Below are 17,000 nucleotides of genomic sequence, written 5' to 3'. Positions count from 1 at the left end.
TTCGCCTCCGTCCAATCTTTTCATCTTCAGGGAGGATCAGCTTGTCGTTTTATTTCAGCTTTTGGACAAAGGCCGCAATGCGATCCATGCCCTTTTCAATGTTCTCGCGGCTGGTGGCATAGCTCAGGCGCACGTATTCGTCCGCGCCAAAGGCCACGCCGGGCACCACGGCCACCTGGGCCTGATCCAGCAACACGCCGGCAAAGTCCATGGAGTTGCTGATGGTCTGGCCCTCGTAGCTTTTGCCGTACAGGCCGGATACCCGCATCATCACGTAAAAAGCGCCCCCCGGCCGCACGCAGCTAAGCCCCGGGATGGCCTCGATCCGGTCGCACAGGTAATCCCGGCGGGCGGCAAACTCGCGCACCATGGCCTCCAGGTCGTCCCGCGGGCCGGTCAGCGCCGCCACCGAGGCCCACTGGGCGATGGTGTTGGCGTTGCTGGTGGCGTGGCTTTGATAGTTGGCGATCACCTTGGCCACGGGGACGGGCGCCGCGCTGTAGCCGATGCGCCAGCCCGTCATGGCGTGGGCCTTGCTCATGCCGTTGATCACGATGGTCTGTTCGTAGATCTCTTTTCCCAGCGAGGCGATGGAGATGTGCTGGGCCCCGTCGTAGGTCAGCTCCTCGTAGATCTCATCGCTGATGATGTAAAACTGTTTTTCCACCGCCAGCGCGGCGATGCCTTCCAGCTCCTGGCGGGTGTAAATGGCCCCGGTGGGGTTGGAGGGGGAGTTTAAGATCATGGCCACCGTGCGGGGGGTGCAGGCCGCCCGCAGGGCCGAAAGCGAGGGCTTAAAGCCATCCTCCGCCGCGCCGGGTACGAATACCGGCACGCCGCCGGCCATCTTGACCATCTCCGGGTAGCTCACCCAGTAGGGCGAGGGGATCAGCACCTCGTCCCCCGGCTCCAAGATAGCCTGGAAGGTGTTGTACAGCGCGTGCTTGGCGCCGTTGGAGACCACGATCTGCGCGGGGGCGTAACGCACCCCGTTGTCCTTTTGCAGCTTATCGCAGATGGCCTGGCGCAGTTCCAGCAGCCCGGCGGCGGGCGTATAACGGGTCAGCCCCTTGTCCAGCGCGTCCTTTGCCGCGTCGATCACGAACTGGGGGGTGGGGAAATCCGGCTCGCCCGCGCCAAAGCCCACCACGTCAATGCCGTCCGCCTTCATCTTTTTGGCCTTGGCATCGATCTCCAACGTCACTGAACCCACAACGCCCGCAGCCCTACTGGAAACCTGCATGTTTATGCTCCTCCTTAAATATCGCCCAACCAGATTGCAAACCCTTGGTATATCGTGTGGTTCTAATGATAGCACAATCGGGAAAGGGTGACAATAGTTTCAAACCATTTTTTGCAATTCTATGTAATTTATTCTGCATTTATGCGTTAAGAATTTCACAATATCCGGCCCGTCCGGCTGCAAAATGAATGAACTGGTAAATACAAATGCACGGTGCGCAGGTTTAGCTGCATATTTCCCGCCCCTGCCCGCCGGGGGTGGGGGAGAAAGGGGCGGCGCGGGGGAAATGGCGGTCAGAAGGCCCGCCGGGCGCGCGTAAGGCGGGCTGCTTCGGGGTTAAAAAGGATGGCGGGCGCCGGGCGCGCGCGTTTCATAGCAACGCGGCAGGCCGGGAGAGCTTGAAAGGACGATAAGCCCCAGCAGCCGGGCACGGGCGGCAGGGCTGCGGCGGGCACAGGGCGGATAAAAATATGGGTTTTTGTTCGGCGGAGAACCAGGTTTAACGCAAGGCAGGGAGAAAAGTTAGGGAACGTGTTTTATATGTTAAGGGAGCGCGGAACTTTCCGCCGGCGGCGCTCACTCCGTACTCCACCGGACGCGCTCGCTATAGATTTCCTTTAACAATCCCTAATCCCCCCAAACGGCCACTCCGTGGTGGGGACGGAGGTTTCTTAAGCTCTCCGATGCAGATAAACAGATATATTTTTCAGCCGTTTCGCTTATGTTCTGCCCTTCGGATCAACCCACACTTGCCTCCCTCTGACGAGGGAGGTGGCGCGCCCAAAGGGTGCGCCGGAGGGAGAGATTACGCCGAACAAAAACCCATACTTTAACGTTCGATTAATTGTCATTCAGAGCGAGGCCGCAAGGCCGAGCGAAGAATCTCCTGCGTTAGCAGAGTCGCGGCGCTTGACCTGCGCTGCACGGTGCGGACGAGGCCAACAGGCCGTCAAGAGATTCCTCGCCTGCGGCTCGGGATGACAGCGCAGGGAAGTCTTACCTATTATCGGGAAGTCCTTCGCCTGTCGCCGCATCCAACGCCCTTAGCAGGCGCAGGATGTCCGGATGCCGCCCGTCCAGGCGGTAGCGCATCCCCTCCAGCAGCAGGTATAGATCCATCAGCGCCAGTAAAATGCAGCGGCGCTCGCTCATGTCCGTACCGGGGAACTCCTCCTCCACCATTTCCAGCAGGGGCTGTGGGTCGATGGCCATGATCCATGCCTCCTTTTAATAGCCGTATACTGTGTAAAAACTTAATAGTTAGTAAATACTTAAAGAAGTAAAGTTATTAATAGTCTTTTTGCCATTATAAAACTTAATATTAAGTTTTTCAATCAATAAAGACTAATAAAAATCTACAAGTGTAACTGATCTTCCTTATACTTGATCTTGTAAGGAGGTGCTTTTAATTGGACAAGATGAAGGTGACGGCCTTTGTACTGCAGCGCATTAGTGAGCTGCGGCTGCAAAAGGGCGTGTCTGAAAAGCAGATGAGCCGCGAGATCGGCCGAAGCGCCTCCTACCTTTCGGCAATGATAAATAATAAAAGTTTACCCTCTCTGGCTACGCTGATCGAGATATGCGATTATCTTGAGGTCACGCTGGAAGAGTTTTTTAGCGCCGACTATGAGAATCCCGTCCGGGTCAACCGGCTGGTGGCGCAAGCGCGCAGACTAACCGATGAAGAGCTGGATATGCTGACCCACCTGGCCGAGCATATGAATAGGCTGAAAGAGGAATAGACAGCGCATGCCGCTTAGCGCGTAAAAGCAAGAGCGAGTAAAAATCATTTCAAGTCAGTTGTTTTATATACAGCAACATCTGAAAATCAGATAGCCTACGCTGGTATTGGTGATAAAAGTGCGAATTGAACCTTTAAAGTATGAGCGCATCCGCTCCGAGCGGATCGACCGCGAGCTGACGCAAGCGCAGGTGGCCCAGCTGCTGCACGTTAAACAGAATACCTATTCGCAGTACGAGATCGGCGTGCTGAACTTTCCGCTGGAGGTGGTCATCAAGCTGGCAAGGTTTTACGGTACCAGCGTAGACTATCTGGTGGGGCTGACCGACGTGCGCCAGCCCTACCCGCAGAGCCGGTAGCCCCACTACCCCAGCCGCCCGTACTTTAAGCAAAGCCGAGCGACCGCAAGAGTTCCCTCGCTTACGCTCAGGATGACAAGCTACCCCATTATGGCGGGCGCAAGCGCGTTCCCAATAAAAAAATAGACGGAAAAAGAGCGCAGGCGGCGGTCTAAATAAGACGCCGTCCACGCTCTTTTTAAGGTTTAACCGATCAGCAAGGCTTTAATTAGAAGCTGCGCTGATTGTTGTTGTTCTTCTGCTGGTTATTGTTATTGTTCTGCTGCTGGTTGTTATTGTTGTTGTTCTTCTGGTTCTGGTTGTTGCAATCCTGCTGATTGTTGTTCTGCTGGTTGTTGTTGTTGTTAAACTGGTTCTGCTTGGAAGAATTATTGTTCATCGTTTTTTCCCTCCTTTCGTTCAACTTCAAAACTATTATGGGCCGAGTGGGCGGGCTTTATTCAGCTTTGGGGCATGATTATTTTGCCGCGTATAATCCCGCAGGCGCGCTGCATAATAGCCATGAACGCTTTTATAAAGGAAGGATCTATTTTGATTTTAATTGAGAACGCCCGCGTTTGGACCATGGCCGGCCCGCCCATCCCCGGGGGCAGCGTGCTGGTGCGGGAGGGGAAGATCGCCGCCGTGGGCCGGGATATCGCCCTGCGGGATGCGCAGGATCTGCAAAGGATCGACGCGGCGGGCGGCTGGGTGCTGCCGGGGCTGGTGGAGGCCCACTGCCACATCGGCATCTCGGAAGAGCGGGTGGGCGGCGTGGGGGACGATTGCAACGAGCTGGTCACCCCGCTCACCCCAAGCCTGCGGGCGGTGGACGCGGTCAACCCCATGGACAGCGCCTTCCACAACGCCCTGGCCGCCGGCATCACCACGGTGATGACCGGGCCGGGCAGCGCCAACGTGGTGGGCGGGCAGTTCGTGGCCCTCAAGACCCACGGGCGGAATATCGCGGAAATGGTGCTGCGCCAGAGCGCCGCGCTCAAGGTGGCTTTTGGCGAAAATCCCAAAACCAATTACGGGGGCAAGGGCAGCGCCCCGGCCACCCGCATGGCCATTGCCGCCATGCTGCGGGAGGCGCTTTTCAAGGCGCGGGACTATTTAAATGAAAAGCAGGCCGCCCAAAAGGCCGGCCGCTTCTTTAAAATGGATTACGGACAGGAGGCCTACCTGCCCGTCCTGCGGGGCGAGATCCCACTCAAAGCCCACGTGCACCGGGCGGACGATATTCTCACGGCCATCCGCATCGCCAAAGAGTTTGGGCTGAAGATGACCCTGGACCACTGCACCGAGGGGCACCTGATCGCCCGCGAGGTGGCCGCCTCGGGCTTTCCGGCCATCGTGGGGCCGTCGCTGGCCTCCCGCAGCAAGGTGGAGGTGGAAAACCTGGATTTTAAGACCGCGGGCGTGCTGCGCAAGGCGGGGGTGGAGGTGGCCATCTGTTCGGATCACCCGGTCACCCTGATCCAGTACCTGCCCATTTACGCGGGGCTGGCCGCCCGGGAGGGCCTGGGCCAGGCCGGCGCGCTGCGGGCCATTACCGCCGGGGCCGCCCGCATCCTGGGGGTGGATCACCGGGTGGGCACTCTGGAGCCGGGCAAGGACGCGGACATCGCCATCTTTTCGGGCAACCCGCTGGAGACCGCCACCTGCACCCTTTACACCCTGGTGAACGGCCAGGTGGTCTACGACCGCGCCCGGGACGGGGAGCGGTAGGGAAGCGCACGGGCGGGCAGCCAGCCTAAAGGATTGCCCGTCTACCCGCAAAGCCGCTGGCGGGTGAAAAGGTTTGGCGCGAGCAAGCTATTCTTCAATCTTTTCACTTATGCGCTGCCTTTTTCTTGCCTCCCTCTGACGAGGGAGGTGGCGCGCCTTTAGGTGCGCCGGAGGGAGAGATTGCGCTGAATAAAGCCCCAAAAGTGCGGGAAACCCCAAGGCGTCCGCTTGCAAAGCCGCTGGCGGGCGTAGACGTTCGGCGCGTGCAAACGTCAAGAGCGGTTAGGAGGGCGCAAGCCCCTGCTGTGCAGTTGTAAGCCAGAGAAAAAGCCGCTGGCGGGCGTAGATGCCTGGCGCGTGCAAGCTATTCTTCAGCCTTTTCGCTTATGCGCTGCCTTTTTCTTGCCTCCCTCTGACGAGGGAGGTGGCGCGCCTTTAGGTGCGCCGGAGGGAGAGATTGCGCTGAATAAAAAGCCCCAAAAGTGCGGAAACCCCCAAGGCGTCCACCCGCAAAGCCGCGCCGGGCGCGAAGGTTTGGCGCGGGCAAGCTATTCTTCAATCTTTTCACTTATGCGCTGCCTTTTTCTTGCCTCCCTCTGACGAGGGAGGTGGCGCGCCTTTAGGTGCGCCGGAGGGAGAGATTGCGCTGAATAAAGCCCCAAAAGGGCGGGAAACCCCAAGGCGTCCACCCGCAAAGCCGCTGGCGGGTGAAAAGGTTTGGCGCGAGCAAACGCCAAGAGCGCTCAAGAGGGCGAAAGCCCCTACCGTGCAGAGCCAGAGAAAAAGCCGCTGGCGGGCGCAAACGCATAGAAACGCACAACGCCGTAAGCGACTAAGAGGGTGGCAGCCCCCCTGTCATTCAGAGCGAGGCGAAAGCCGAGCGAAGAATCTCGTGCGTTAGCGGTTGGCAGTGCATAAACCATGAGCCACAGGGCACTCCCTCCGTCAGGATGCGCCTGCCACCTCCCTCATTGAGGGAGGCAAGCGGGAACGGTGAGAGCCAAAGCCGAAGCGGGACGGGCACTTGACCCGTACTGTGTGGCGCAGACTAGGGCAAGAGGGTGTAAAGAGATTCCTCGCTGCGCTCGGAATGACAGAGCCAGATAAAACCGCTGCCGGGCGCGGGCGTTTGATGAACATACACGCCGTAAGCGGATAAAAGGGCGCCAGCCCCTACCGTGCAGTTGTGGGTCAGAAACAATGCCTCTGCCGGGCGCAAACGTCTGGCGTACGCAAACGCCAAGAGCGGCTAGAAGGGCGCCAGCCCCTCACATCCGCTCCAGCCACCAGCGGCTGTCCTCAAAATAGAGGTAGGCCCGGGTCCGGCCGATCACCACGGCGTACCGGGTGCCGGTGCCCTGAGCCTTCAGGCTGCGCATGGGCCGCGCGTCCAGCACTCGGTCTATCCGGTACAGCCGGCCGTCCTCCCACTCGATGCTGCGGGGCGTCAGCCGGCCGTCCGGCGCGTAGTGGGCCACCACGCCCAGGTATTTTCTGCCCTGTTCCATCCTTTCACCCCCTTTTGCCATTAAGCATACCCGCAACCGGCCCGCCTTATTGGGGATAGGCCGTTTTTTTGCCCTTTGCAGGCCCGCCCGCCCTGCCTTATAATGGTAAAAAGGGGTGATTTTTTGCGTACGCTTTATGTCAGCGATCTGGATGGCACCCTGCTGGGCCGGGATGGAAAGCTATCCGCCTATACCGCCCGCACCCTGCAGGCGCTTACCCGCCGGGGGATGTGTTTTTCCTACGCCACGGCCCGCTCGCTCTCCAGCGCCCAGAAGGTGATGGGCGGCATCGCCCTGCCCGGGCCGGTGATCGTGTACAACGGCACGTTTATCCGCCGCACGGATGGGGAGATTTTGGAGGCCCGCTATTTTGAGGCGGATACCGCCACATTTTTGCGCGGGGCGATGGCCGCCATGGGCTTAAGCCCGGTGGTTTACGCCTATATCGGCGCGCGGGAGTGCGTCAGCTACCTTGCCGGGGCCGCCAATCCGGCGGTGCGGGAGTACCTGGCCGCCCGCCCCGGGGATAAGCGCTTCCGCCCGGTACAGGGGGAGGCTGCGCTCTATGAGGGCCGCAGCTTTTATATGACCTGCATGGGCGAGCGCCAGCAGGTCTATCCCCTGTATGCCGCCCTTGAGGGGCACAAGGGGGTGCGGGTCACCTTCCAAAGGGAGCTGGGCAGCCGCTATTACTGGTGCGAGATGATGCCCCCCGAGGCTACCAAGGCTGCGGCGGCGCGGACGCTTAGCCGGATGCTGGGCTGCGGGCGCATCGTGGCCTTTGGGGATGCGGTCAACGACATCCCGCTGCTGGAGGCGGCCGACGAGGGGTACGCGGTGGGCAACGCCGTACCGGAGCTGAAAAGGGTGGCCCGCGGGGTGATCGGCGCCAACGACGAGGATGGCCCCGCCCGCTTTATGGCCCAGGATTTTCTGGCCCGCCTGGAAAACCGGGCCTGAGGGGGCTGCCGCCCTCCTAACCGCTCTTGACGTTTGCACGCACCAAACGCACGCGCCCTCTTAATCACTTTTGGCGTTTGCACGCGCCAGACATCTACGCCCGCCAGGGGCTTTGCGGGTGGACAGGCTATCCTTTAACGGTCCTCGCTCTGTCATTCCGAGCGCAGCGAACCCCGAGTTGTTTGGTTCTGCCGTTGTTGGGGAGAACACTGAAGCTGCCCGCTTCCTCACCGTTCCCACTTGCCTCCCTCGTTGAGGGAGGTGGCAGGCGCAGCCTGACGGAGGGAGTGCCCTGCGCCGCGCGGTTTGAGCGCCGCCAACCGCCAATGCACGAGATTCTTCGCTCGGCTTTCGCCTCGCTCTGAATGACAGGGGGGCTTGCGCCCTCCTAACCGCTCTTGACGTTTGCGCGCGACAGACGCCCGCGCCCGCCAGCAGCTTTGCGGTGGACTCCTTGTGGTTTTCCGCCCTTTTGGGGTTTTATTCAGCGCAATCTCTCCCTCCGGCGCACCTAAAGGCGCGCCACCTCCCTCGTCAGAGGGAGGCAAGAAAAGGGCAGCGCATAAGCGAAAAGGTTGAAGAATAGCTTGCGCGCGCCGAACGTCTACGCCCGCCAGCAGCGTTGCGGGTGGACAGGCTATCCTTTAACGGTCCTCGCTCTGCCATTCCGAGCGCAGCGAACCCCGAGTTGTTTGGTTCTGCCGTTGTTGGGGAGAACACTGAAGCTGCCCGCTTCCTCACCGTTCCCCCTTGCCTCCCTCGTCAGAGGGAGGCAAGAAAAGGGCAGCGCATAAGCGAAAAGGTTGAAGAATAGCTTGCGCGCGCCGAACATCTACGCCCGCCAGCAGCGTTGTCTCTCGTTCAAACTGCACAGCAGGGGCTTGCGCCCTCTTAACCGCTTTTAGCGTTTGCACGCGACAGATGTTCGTTCCCGCCAGCGGCTTTGTTTCTAGCTCACAACTGTATGATAAGGGCTTTCGCCCTTTTACCGCTTGCCCCAGCCTGCACCACACCGCACATGTCAAGTGCCTCACCCGCCTCACCCCGTTCCCACTTGCCTCCCGCGTTGAGGGAGGTGGCAGGCGCAGCCTGACGGAGGGAGTGCCCTGCACCGCGCAGTGTTTAAGCGCCGCCGCGCGCCGCCCGCCCCGTTTGGACATAAAAAAACGGCCGGGCCCTTCGGCCCGACCGGTGGTGCGCCTGCGCGCTTAATTAAATTCCTCTTCCTTCACCTTGTACATGGCGATGGCCTCGCGCTTCAGCTCGGTGTACAGCCCCGCCTGCGCCGTGGTCATGTAGGGGATCACGTAAAGGATGTTCAGGATGCCCAGCGTCAGCACGCCCAGCAGCATCCAGCCTAAGAAGCTCAAGTCAAACACAAAGATATCCGCCCGGTGGCCCTTGGTGATGCGCGCGCTGAGCTTGAGCGCGTCAAAGGCCTTGATCTGGTGCGATTCGGCCAGGATGAACCGGGTCATCGAAAGGATGTAGTACACCACCGCTATCAGCACCAGGATGGCTAAAGCGATCAGGCCCAAAACCACTGAAAATATGGCGCTGGTAGCCATCGTGCCGCCGCCCGTCGCCGCGGATATGCCCATGGCAATACCGAAGATGATCCCCACCAGCATAGCCACCAGCAGACCGGACAGATACGCGCACACTATAAACAGCCCCTGCAGCAGCATGCTGCCTAAGTTGCGGCCAAAGTGCTCGAACCCGTCAAAGATCATGCCCACCTGGCAATCCTCCCGCCCGGTATAGGTGGCCAGGGCAAACAGGCTCAGCCCCACCATCAGCACCGGGGATAGTACGATAAAGGGCGATGCGAAGTAGATCAGCGCCCCGGCGGCCAGCACGCCGCCCAGGGTGCGCCCATAACGGGCCGTAAAGCGCTCTTTTGCCAGGCGCTTGATCTGGGCTCTTGGCAACATCCAAACCTCTCCTCTCAAGGGGCCCTATCCGGCCCTAATTATAGCTTAACCCAAAAGCGCGCCCAGCGCAATGCGTTTTTGTCTTTTGCCCCGGGGAAAGGGGAGCGGCCCGCCCGCTTCCCCCAATTTGCCCTTTGGGCGCAATAATTTACAAACCGGAAAGATTTTGTTCACCCCAAAACCACGGGTTCAGAGTACAATAGAAATAAAGAGAGCATTCAGACAAAGGGGGATCAGAATATGGACCGAAGAAAGCTGCGCTCTGCCATCTACCGGCGGCACTCCCGCCGGGCGTTTGCGGATAAGCCCCTGTCCGCCCGGGCGGAGCAGGTGTTAAAGGGCGAGATCGCCCGCATCAACAAAAAAAGCGGCCTGCACATCCAGTACCTGGCGCAGGGTTCCCGTTTTTTCAACCGCCTGGCGGGCGGGTACGGCATGTTCAAAAACGTGCAGGCGGTCATCGCCCTGGTGGGCCCGCCGGATACGCCCCGCATCGCCCCCGGCTACTGCGGGGAGGAGCTGGTGCTGGCCGCCACCGTGCTGGGGGTGGATAGCTGCTGGGTGGGGGCCACCTATCATAAAAAGGACGTGAAGGATTGCGTCAAGCTGGCCCCGGGGGAGGCGCTTTGCGCCGTCATCGCCCTGGGCTACGCCGGGCCCAAGCGCAGCCTGGTCGAGGGGCTGATGCTGAAGTTCGCCCACCGCAAGCCCAAAAAACTGCCCAAACTCTTTAACGAGGTGCAGGGCACGCCCAAAAGCTTTATGCGGGGGATGGAGGCGGTGGGGCGCATGCCCTCGGCCCTGAACCGCAAGGCGGTGTACTTCACCTTTGAGCGGGGGCGCGTGGCCGCCGCCCTCACCGGCGGGGATAAAAGCGGCGGGCTGGACCTGGGCATCGCCATGCTGCACTTTGAGCTGGGGGCCGGGCTTGCCGGCCGTTGGGAAAAGCAGGGGGAGCACTACCTGTTTTACCCGGAGCTGAATAATTTTTGATCTTGGGGAGGATGCTTTTGCACTACAAGGGCTTTATCTTTGATTTTAACGGCACCCTGTACCGGGACGCCCCCTACCAAAAGGCCGCCTGGGGGGTGATCTCTTCCCGCCTGCGGGGCGGGCGCGCCCTGACGGACGCGGAGATGGAGCGGCAGGTCAACGGCTGGCCGGGGGCTGCGGTGTTCGCCTACCTGCTGGGCCGCCCCCTGCCCCAGCAGGAGGTCTGGCGGCTGCTGGAGGAGAAGGAGGCCATCTATCGGGAGCTGTGCCAAAAGGACGCGGCGAACTTCCACCTCATCGCCGGGGCCGAAGGCTTTTTGGACGCGCTGAAGGCCCGGGGCGTGCCCATGACCATCGCCACCGGATCCGAGATCGTCAACGTCCGCTTTTTTATGGAGCGCTTCCGTCTGGACCGCTGGTTTGCGCTGGAGCGCATCGTCTACGACGATGGACAGCTGCCCGGCAAGCCCCACCCGGATATTTACCAGAAGGCGGCGGCAAACCTGGGCCTGGCGCCGGAGGTCTGCGTGGTGGCAGAAGATGCCCCCGCCGGGGTGGCCGCCGCCCGTGCCGCGGGCATCGGGCGCATTTTAGCCGTGGCGCAGGGGGAGGCGGCCGATCGCATGGCGGCCCGGCCCGGGGTGGACAAGGTGATGGCCGATTTCACCGGCCTGGATGCGGACGCGCTGTTTGGCCCCCCGCCGCGCTGAAGGGGAGGGCGGTGGGTTAGCGCGCCTGCAGATGGCGTATCCAAAGCGGATAAACCCATCAATTTTCCAGCCGTTTCGCTTGTGCTTTGCTGCCTGTTTTCCTTTTCGCTTGGTTTCCCTTTTTCTTGCCTCCCTCTGAGGAGGGAGGTGGCGCACCTTTAGGCGCGCCGGAGGGAGAGATGAGGCCGAACGAAAACCATAGGTTTTTGTGCGGTAGAGAACCAAGGCATTTTTTCAGTCGCTTCGCTTGTGCGCCGCCGCTTGTTTTACCTTTCTCCTGCCTCCCTCTGAGGAGGGAGGTGGCGCGCCTTTGGGCGCGCCGGAGGGAGAGATGAGGCCGAACGAAAACCATAGGTTTTTGTCGGTAGAGAACCAAGGCATTTTTTCAGTCGCTTCGCTTGTGCTCCGCCGCTTGTTTTACCTTTCTCTTGCCTCCCTCTGACGAGGGAGGTGGCGCGCCTTTAGGCGCGCCGGAGGGAGAGATGAGGCCGAACGAAAACCATAGGTTTTTGTGCGGTAGAGAACCAAGGCATTTTTTCAGTCGCTTCGCTTGTGCTCCGCCGCTTGTTTTACCTTTCTCTTGCCTCCCGCTGACGAGGGAGGTGGCGCGCCTTTGGGCGCGCCGGAGGGAGAGATGACGTTGAGCAAAACCCCGTACCTTAACACTCGCTCCGTTGTCCTTCAGCATGGAGGATGACTTGGGGCAGGAATAACATTTGTGACGGGCGAGCGTGTACGGCAATATAGGCAGTCAGGAGCGGCAAAAGGGCGATAGCCCAGGTACGGAGCCGAGAAACGGAACCAAGACCATGGCGGGCGAGAGCTTAAAGAAACATAGAAAGCTAGGAGCGGATAAGAGGGCGATAGCCCAGGAACAGAGCCGGGAAACGGAACCAAGACCATGGCGGGCGAGAGAATAGAAAAACATGGGAAGTTAAGAGCGGATAAGAGGGCGATAGCCCAGGAACGGAGCCGGGAAATGGAACCAAGACCATGGCGGGCGAGAGCTTAAAGAAACATAGGAAGCTAGGAGCGGCTAAAAGGGCGATAGCCCTGGAACGGAGCCGGGAAACGGAACCAAGACTATGGCGGGCAAGAGAATAGGAAAACATGGGAAGTTAAGAGCGGATAAGAGGGCGATAGCCCTGTCATTCAGAGCAAGGCCGTAAGGCCGAGCGAAGAATCTCTTGCATTAGCGGTTGGCAGTGCATAAACCATGAGCCGCAGGGCACTCCCTCCGTCAGGCTGCGCCTGCCACCTCCCTCAATGAGGGAGGCAAGGGAGAAAGGGGAGAGCGGGGGCGGAAGCGGGACGGGCGACTTACGTGCTCCCCCTAGCAATGGCAGAACCAAACAACTCGGGGTTCGCTGCGGATTCGCCCATCGCAGCACGGCTTAAGTTCTCCCTCTAACAACAGCACAGGCCCGGCAACTCTCGGTTCGCTGGGGGCTTGCGCTGCGCGGCTTAACTTATGTGCTCCCCCTGACAACGACAAAGTCAAGCAACTCGGGGTTCGCTGCGGATTCGCCCATCGCAGCACGTCGGCTGCTCGGGTTTATCTCGCGCTCATTGGGCGCTACGTTCGCTTCTTCCGCCACTGGCGGCGCTCGCTCCTCGCCCTCACCGGGCGCTTCGGAATGACAGCGCCAAAAACGTGAACGGCGGGTGCAAGCACGACGAAAAGCACAAAGTGCGAGCGGCACAAAGGACGCTTATTACGCAAGAGCGGAGGTGAAAGCTTTGAACCAGACCTTGATCCAATACTTTGAGTGGTACCTGCCCAGCGACGGGGCGCACTGGCGCCGCACGGCCGGGGATGCCCAGCACCTGGCCCAGCTGGGCTTTACCGGCGTGTGGCTGCCCCCGGCCTATAAGGGGGCCAAGGGCGGGGCGGATACCGGCTACGCGGTGTACGACCTGTACGATCTGGGCGAGTTTGACCAAAAGGGCAGCGTACCCACCAAGTACGGCACAAGGGCGGAATACCTGGCCGCCATCGCCGCGCTGCACCAAGCGGGCCTTGCGGTCTATCCGGATATCGTGCTCAACCACCGCATCGGCGCGGACGAGACCGAGCGGGTGACCGTGCGCCGCAGCGACGAGGCCGACCGCACCCGGGAGATCGGCGGGGAGGAGCAGATCGACGCCTGGACCCGTTTTACCTTCCCCGGCCGGGGCGGCCAATACTCCCCCTTCCAATGGAATTGGACCCATTTTAACGCCGTGGATTGGGATAACGGCGGCCAGCGCAGCGCCATCTTCCGCTTTGAGGGCAAGCCCTGGGAGCGGGATGTGGACAAGGAGCGGGGCAATTTTGACTACCTGATGGGCGCCAACCTGGACACCAAGAACCCCGAGGTGGTAGAGGAGCTGGACGCCTTTGGCGCGTGGTACTTGCAGACCACCGGGGCGGACGGCTTCCGGCTGGACGCGGTCAAGCACATCCGCTTTGACTTTTTTACCCATTGGCTGGAGCGCCTGCGCAATCTCAGCGGCAGGCCGCTTTTCGCGGTGGGGGAGTATTGGAACGGCGAGGTGGGCATGCTCACCCATTACCTGGACGCCTGCGGAAGGGTGATGCACCTTTTCGATGTGCCGCTGCACTATAACTTTTACCGGGCCTCCACCAGCGGCGGCAATTTTGATATGCGCCGCATCTTCGAGGGCACGCTGACCGCCGCGCGCCCTTGCCGGGCGGTGACCTTTGTGGATAACCACGATACCCAGTGCGGCCAGGCGCTGCACTCCCCGGTGCAAAGCTGGTTTAAGCCCCTTTGCTACGCGCTGATCCTGCTGCGGGAGGCGGGGCTGCCCTGCGTGTTTTATGGGGATTATTACGGCACCGGGGATGGCACCCAGCCCCCGCTGCAAGGGGTGCTGGACGTGCTGCTGCGCGCCCGCAAACACTGCGCCTATGGCGAGCAGACCGATTATTTTGACGATTATAACATCGTCGGCTGGACTCGCGCCGGGGATGCCGCCCACCCGGGCAGCGGCCTGGCCGCGGTGCTCAGCGATGGGCCGGGGGGCGAAAAGGAGATGTGCATGGGCGTTGCCTTTGCCGGGCGCGGGTTTTACGATGCGCTGGGCGGCTGCCCCGGGCGCGTGGTGATCGGGGAGAACGGCTGCGCCCGTTTCCCGGTGGGCGGCGGCTCCGTGGCCCTGTGGCTGCCCGAGGACGGGGCGCTGGGGCGGGCCAAATAGGCCGCACAGGGGACGATTGTTTGTGTTCGCCTTGCCGCCCGGTCTTCCCGCATTTCCCGCACCGCCGCTTAAGTGCTCGCTCCACGGGCCGGGCAATAGACGGGGCGTTTGCGCCCACTGTGCCGCCTGGCCTTCCTACATTTACCGCTTAAGCGCTCGCCCTGTAACGGTGGGCCCGCGCTTCGTCCCTTTTGCCGCTCGCGCTTGTATTCCCTTTCCGTTCGCTTCTCAAGTATACCCCCGTCATTCCGAGCCGCGGGCGAGGAAGCTTATTTGGCTTCGCCTCCGTTTTGAACGACATGCTCGCGCATAAAGGTATGGGTTTTTGTGCAGCGGAATCTCTCCCTCCGGCGCACCCAAAGGGTGCGCCACCTCCCTCGTCAGAGGGAGGCAAGAGAAATGGAAAACAAGCAGCGAAGCACAAGCGAAACGGCTGGAGAATTAATTGATTCATTAGCATCGGAGAGCTTGAAAAACCTCCGTCCCCACCACGGAGTGGCCGTTTGGGGAAATCTATAGCACCCGCTGCCGGTGGAGTACGGAGTGAGCGCCGGCAGTGCCGGATGCAGCGAACGCAGTGCTCTGTGAGTACGAGGTAAGCCCAAGGGGCGAAAGCCGCGCAGGGCGAACCCGTAACGAACAGAGGCTGACGGACCCGCAAAGCGAGCGATGATTTCTGTGAGGGTACGGAACGAGCGCCGGCAGTGCCGGATGCAGCGAGTGCAGTACCCGATGAGCGTAAGGTGCGGGCGAACGCAGTAAGGCGTAAAGCCCAAACCCCCAGCGAACCGAGAGTTGCCTGGTTTTGCCGTTGCTGGAGAAAGTACTAAAGTTAAGCCCCAGTGAACAGAGGGGCTTTAGCCTAAGGGGGAAATCGGAATCCCCCTGCTTGCGCCCCCTGAAGTTCGCTATGGACGCAGGCTTCGCGGCACGTTGGCCGCTCGCCTTTGTCTCATGCTCACAGAGCGCTGCACTCACTTACCAGGACCATCTCTGGGGCCACCTCTGTTCGCTGAGGTTTCGGCCTTCGTGCCAAAGGGCACTTGCCCTCAACTTACGCTCACAGAAATCATCGTGCCCTTCATCGCTCACCGGGCGCGGGCACTATAGATTTCCACCGGCGGCGTTCGTTCCGCGCTCCCTTAACATATAAAACTCGTTCCCTAACTTTTCTCCCTGTTTTGCATAATGCTTTGATTTTCTCCCGAACGAAAACCTATGCTTTTCCACCCGCCCGACACCATACACTCCCGTCATTCCGAGCCACAGGCGAGGAATCTTTTTATACCCTCTTGGCTGCGCAAGCCATGCCGCAGCGGGGAGCCTATCCCGAACGGGGGAGGGCATTAGGTTGTACCTGCTCTTTGGGGCGGGCGCCCCTTAGGCCGCATGGACAGCGCAAACGCGCCCCGCGCCGGCGCCGGGCACAGCAAAAGGCCCGCCTCCCCTGCGGGGCTGGCGGGCCTTTGATCGCGTCCGTTAGAGATCCAGCGGCGAAAAGCCGGAGAGGATGGTCTCCGTCCCGTCGGCCGTGGCGCTGGTCACGGTCATCACCACCATATACTTCCCTTTGCACTTGACAAAGGTGGTGATATCCATGCTCATGTCCAACCCGGCTTCGGGCTGGACCAGCTTTACCGTATAGGGCAGGCTGGTAAACGTTACCCCGCCGATCTCCTGCTCGGCAATTTCGCCAAAGGCGATCGTCATGCCCTGCGAAGTAAAGGCCTTCTCCATCTGGGATTGGGACAGCGTCAGGTACTGCCGTTCCGACAGGGAGACCAGCGCCTCCTCAACCAGCATGTTCACATTATCTCCTTCTGAGGACACGCACATCATCTCGTAGCCTAAGTTTCCGGCAGTCTTCTCCAGCATCTGCTGGCCTTCCTCATCCAGGATGACCTGCCCGCCCGCCTGCATAGACTGGCGCATCTGCTCTTCATCCAACATGATCATCCCCTTGGGCGGGGTGAATTGAAGGCCCAACCAGGTGCTGATATAGCCGTCCTCGCTCAGCTCGCCCGGACGATAGGCGGTTTCAGGCTCCTTTGCAGGGGTGGGTTCGGGCGTGGCGGTAGGCGTGGGCGCAGGCGTAACGGTAGCGCTGGCTGTTGGCTGCGGGCTTAGCGCCGCATCCTTACTGGCCAGCGCCTTCAAGCCCGCCTCACGAGAGGCGCAGCCTGCCAGAGCCGTGCAAGCCAACGCCAGGGCCAGTATGCAGCAGAGTAGCTTTTTCTTCCCCATAATTCTACCTCTCTCTACAATTTCTATACTGATATTGTATTATAGCTACAGGGCGGGGTCAATCTCCCGTTTAGATAGCAGAGGATGGGATGAATTGGAAGCCGGGCAGCAGGCCGGCGCTTGTCCGCCCATGAACGGTTAATGGGGATACGCATCTTTTTCGCTGCGCTGGGAAAAAGTGAAAGCCGCTGCCAGGAAATGAGGCCAGGGCGTATCGCCACAGTATATGCGATTAACGGGGACGATGTCCCCTTTGGGGTTGCGCTGGGCAACAGGGACACCCGCTGCCGGGCGCAGGAGGTGGCGTAAATCTCACAGCACATGCGGTTAACGGGGACGATGTCCCCTTTGGAATAAGCGTAATCAACCGGCACACCCGCTGCCGGGCATTGAA

The 17,000-nt window shown here is 60.5% G+C and carries 13 protein-coding genes; 7 read left to right on the top strand and 6 right to left on the bottom strand.

All coding sequences use genetic code 11. The annotated features are described in order from the left end of the window. Positions 1 to 49 precede the first annotated feature (49 nt). Positions 50 to 1,243: a pyridoxal phosphate-dependent aminotransferase gene (locus H8699_RS09725; protein ID WP_249285526.1), complete on the bottom strand. Its 1,194-nt coding sequence runs from the start codon at positions 1,241 to 1,243 to the stop codon at positions 50 to 52. Positions 1,244 to 2,239: 996 nt separating this feature from the next. Then, positions 2,240 to 2,455: a hypothetical protein gene (locus H8699_RS09720; RefSeq protein WP_249285525.1), complete on the bottom strand. Its 216-nt coding sequence runs from the start codon at positions 2,453 to 2,455 to the stop codon at positions 2,240 to 2,242. Between the two features lie 206 nt (positions 2,456 to 2,661). Between H8699_RS09720 and H8699_RS09715 the strand changes: the two genes are divergently transcribed. Both H8699_RS09715 and H8699_RS09710 read left to right on the top strand, forming a co-directional pair. Continuing rightward, positions 2,662 to 2,985, top strand: coding sequence for a helix-turn-helix domain-containing protein (locus tag H8699_RS09715; protein WP_249285649.1), 324 nt, complete (start codon positions 2,662 to 2,664; stop codon positions 2,983 to 2,985). Between the two features lie 118 nt (positions 2,986 to 3,103). Continuing rightward, complete coding sequence (locus H8699_RS09710) at positions 3,104 to 3,343, top strand: helix-turn-helix domain-containing protein (protein ID WP_138296635.1); 240 nt, start codon at positions 3,104 to 3,106, stop codon at positions 3,341 to 3,343. 208 nt (positions 3,344 to 3,551) lie between these two features. Here H8699_RS09710 and H8699_RS09705 read toward each other — a convergent pair whose 3' ends face one another. Further along, a complete protein-coding gene (locus tag H8699_RS09705; protein ID WP_249285524.1) occupies positions 3,552 to 3,722 on the bottom strand; it encodes a hypothetical protein in 171 nt (56 codons plus the stop codon). Between the two features lie 152 nt (positions 3,723 to 3,874). Between H8699_RS09705 and H8699_RS09700 the strand changes: the two genes are divergently transcribed. Then, positions 3,875 to 5,053 (top strand): amidohydrolase, encoded by a 1,179-nt coding sequence (locus tag H8699_RS09700; protein ID WP_249285523.1) that lies wholly within the window; start codon positions 3,875 to 3,877, stop codon positions 5,051 to 5,053. A 1,268-nt stretch (positions 5,054 to 6,321) separates the two neighbouring features. On the opposite strand, the gene H8699_RS09695 is transcribed toward H8699_RS09700, so the two are convergent. After that, positions 6,322 to 6,561, bottom strand: a complete 240-nt coding sequence (locus tag H8699_RS09695; RefSeq protein ID WP_138296632.1) for a hypothetical protein — start codon at positions 6,559 to 6,561, stop codon at positions 6,322 to 6,324. Between the two features lie 123 nt (positions 6,562 to 6,684). Here H8699_RS09695 and H8699_RS09690 point away from each other — a divergent pair, with 123 nt between their 5' ends. Then, positions 6,685 to 7,521, top strand: a complete 837-nt coding sequence (locus H8699_RS09690) for an HAD family hydrolase (protein ID WP_249285522.1) — start codon at positions 6,685 to 6,687, stop codon at positions 7,519 to 7,521. 1,208 nt (positions 7,522 to 8,729) lie between these two features. Here H8699_RS09690 and H8699_RS09685 read toward each other — a convergent pair. After that, the gene (locus H8699_RS09685) at positions 8,730 to 9,455 is read right to left on the bottom strand and encodes a DUF975 family protein (RefSeq protein WP_249285521.1); all 726 of its coding nucleotides are present in this window, start codon (positions 9,453 to 9,455) and stop codon (positions 8,730 to 8,732) included. A gap of 240 nt (positions 9,456 to 9,695) precedes the next feature. On the opposite strand from H8699_RS09685, the gene H8699_RS09680 reads away from it, so the two are divergent. From H8699_RS09680 to H8699_RS09670, 3 genes are all read left to right on the top strand, one after another. Further along, positions 9,696 to 10,448 carry a nitroreductase family protein gene (locus tag H8699_RS09680; protein WP_249285520.1) on the top strand — a complete coding sequence of 251 codons (753 nt, stop codon included), beginning with the start codon at positions 9,696 to 9,698 and terminating at the stop codon, positions 10,446 to 10,448. A 17-nt stretch (positions 10,449 to 10,465) separates the two neighbouring features. Then, complete coding sequence (locus H8699_RS09675; protein WP_249285519.1) at positions 10,466 to 11,158, top strand: HAD family hydrolase; 693 nt, start codon at positions 10,466 to 10,468, stop codon at positions 11,156 to 11,158. 1,740 nt (positions 11,159 to 12,898) lie between these two features. Next, entirely contained in the window at positions 12,899 to 14,362 is a 1,464-nt protein-coding gene (locus tag H8699_RS09670; protein WP_249285518.1) for an alpha-amylase, read from the top strand. A 1,479-nt stretch (positions 14,363 to 15,841) separates the two neighbouring features. Here the strand turns inward: H8699_RS09670 and H8699_RS09665 are convergent. Then, positions 15,842 to 16,606, bottom strand: a complete 765-nt coding sequence (locus H8699_RS09665) for a hypothetical protein (protein WP_249285517.1) — start codon at positions 16,604 to 16,606, stop codon at positions 15,842 to 15,844. Between the last annotated feature and the right edge of the window lie 394 nt (positions 16,607 to 17,000).

This window comes from Luoshenia tenuis (assembly GCF_014384745.1).
Lineage (GTDB): Bacteria > Bacillota > Clostridia > Christensenellales.
The sequence above is the reverse complement of the archived record's forward strand: the minus strand, read 5'-3'. Positions and strand labels throughout refer to the sequence as shown.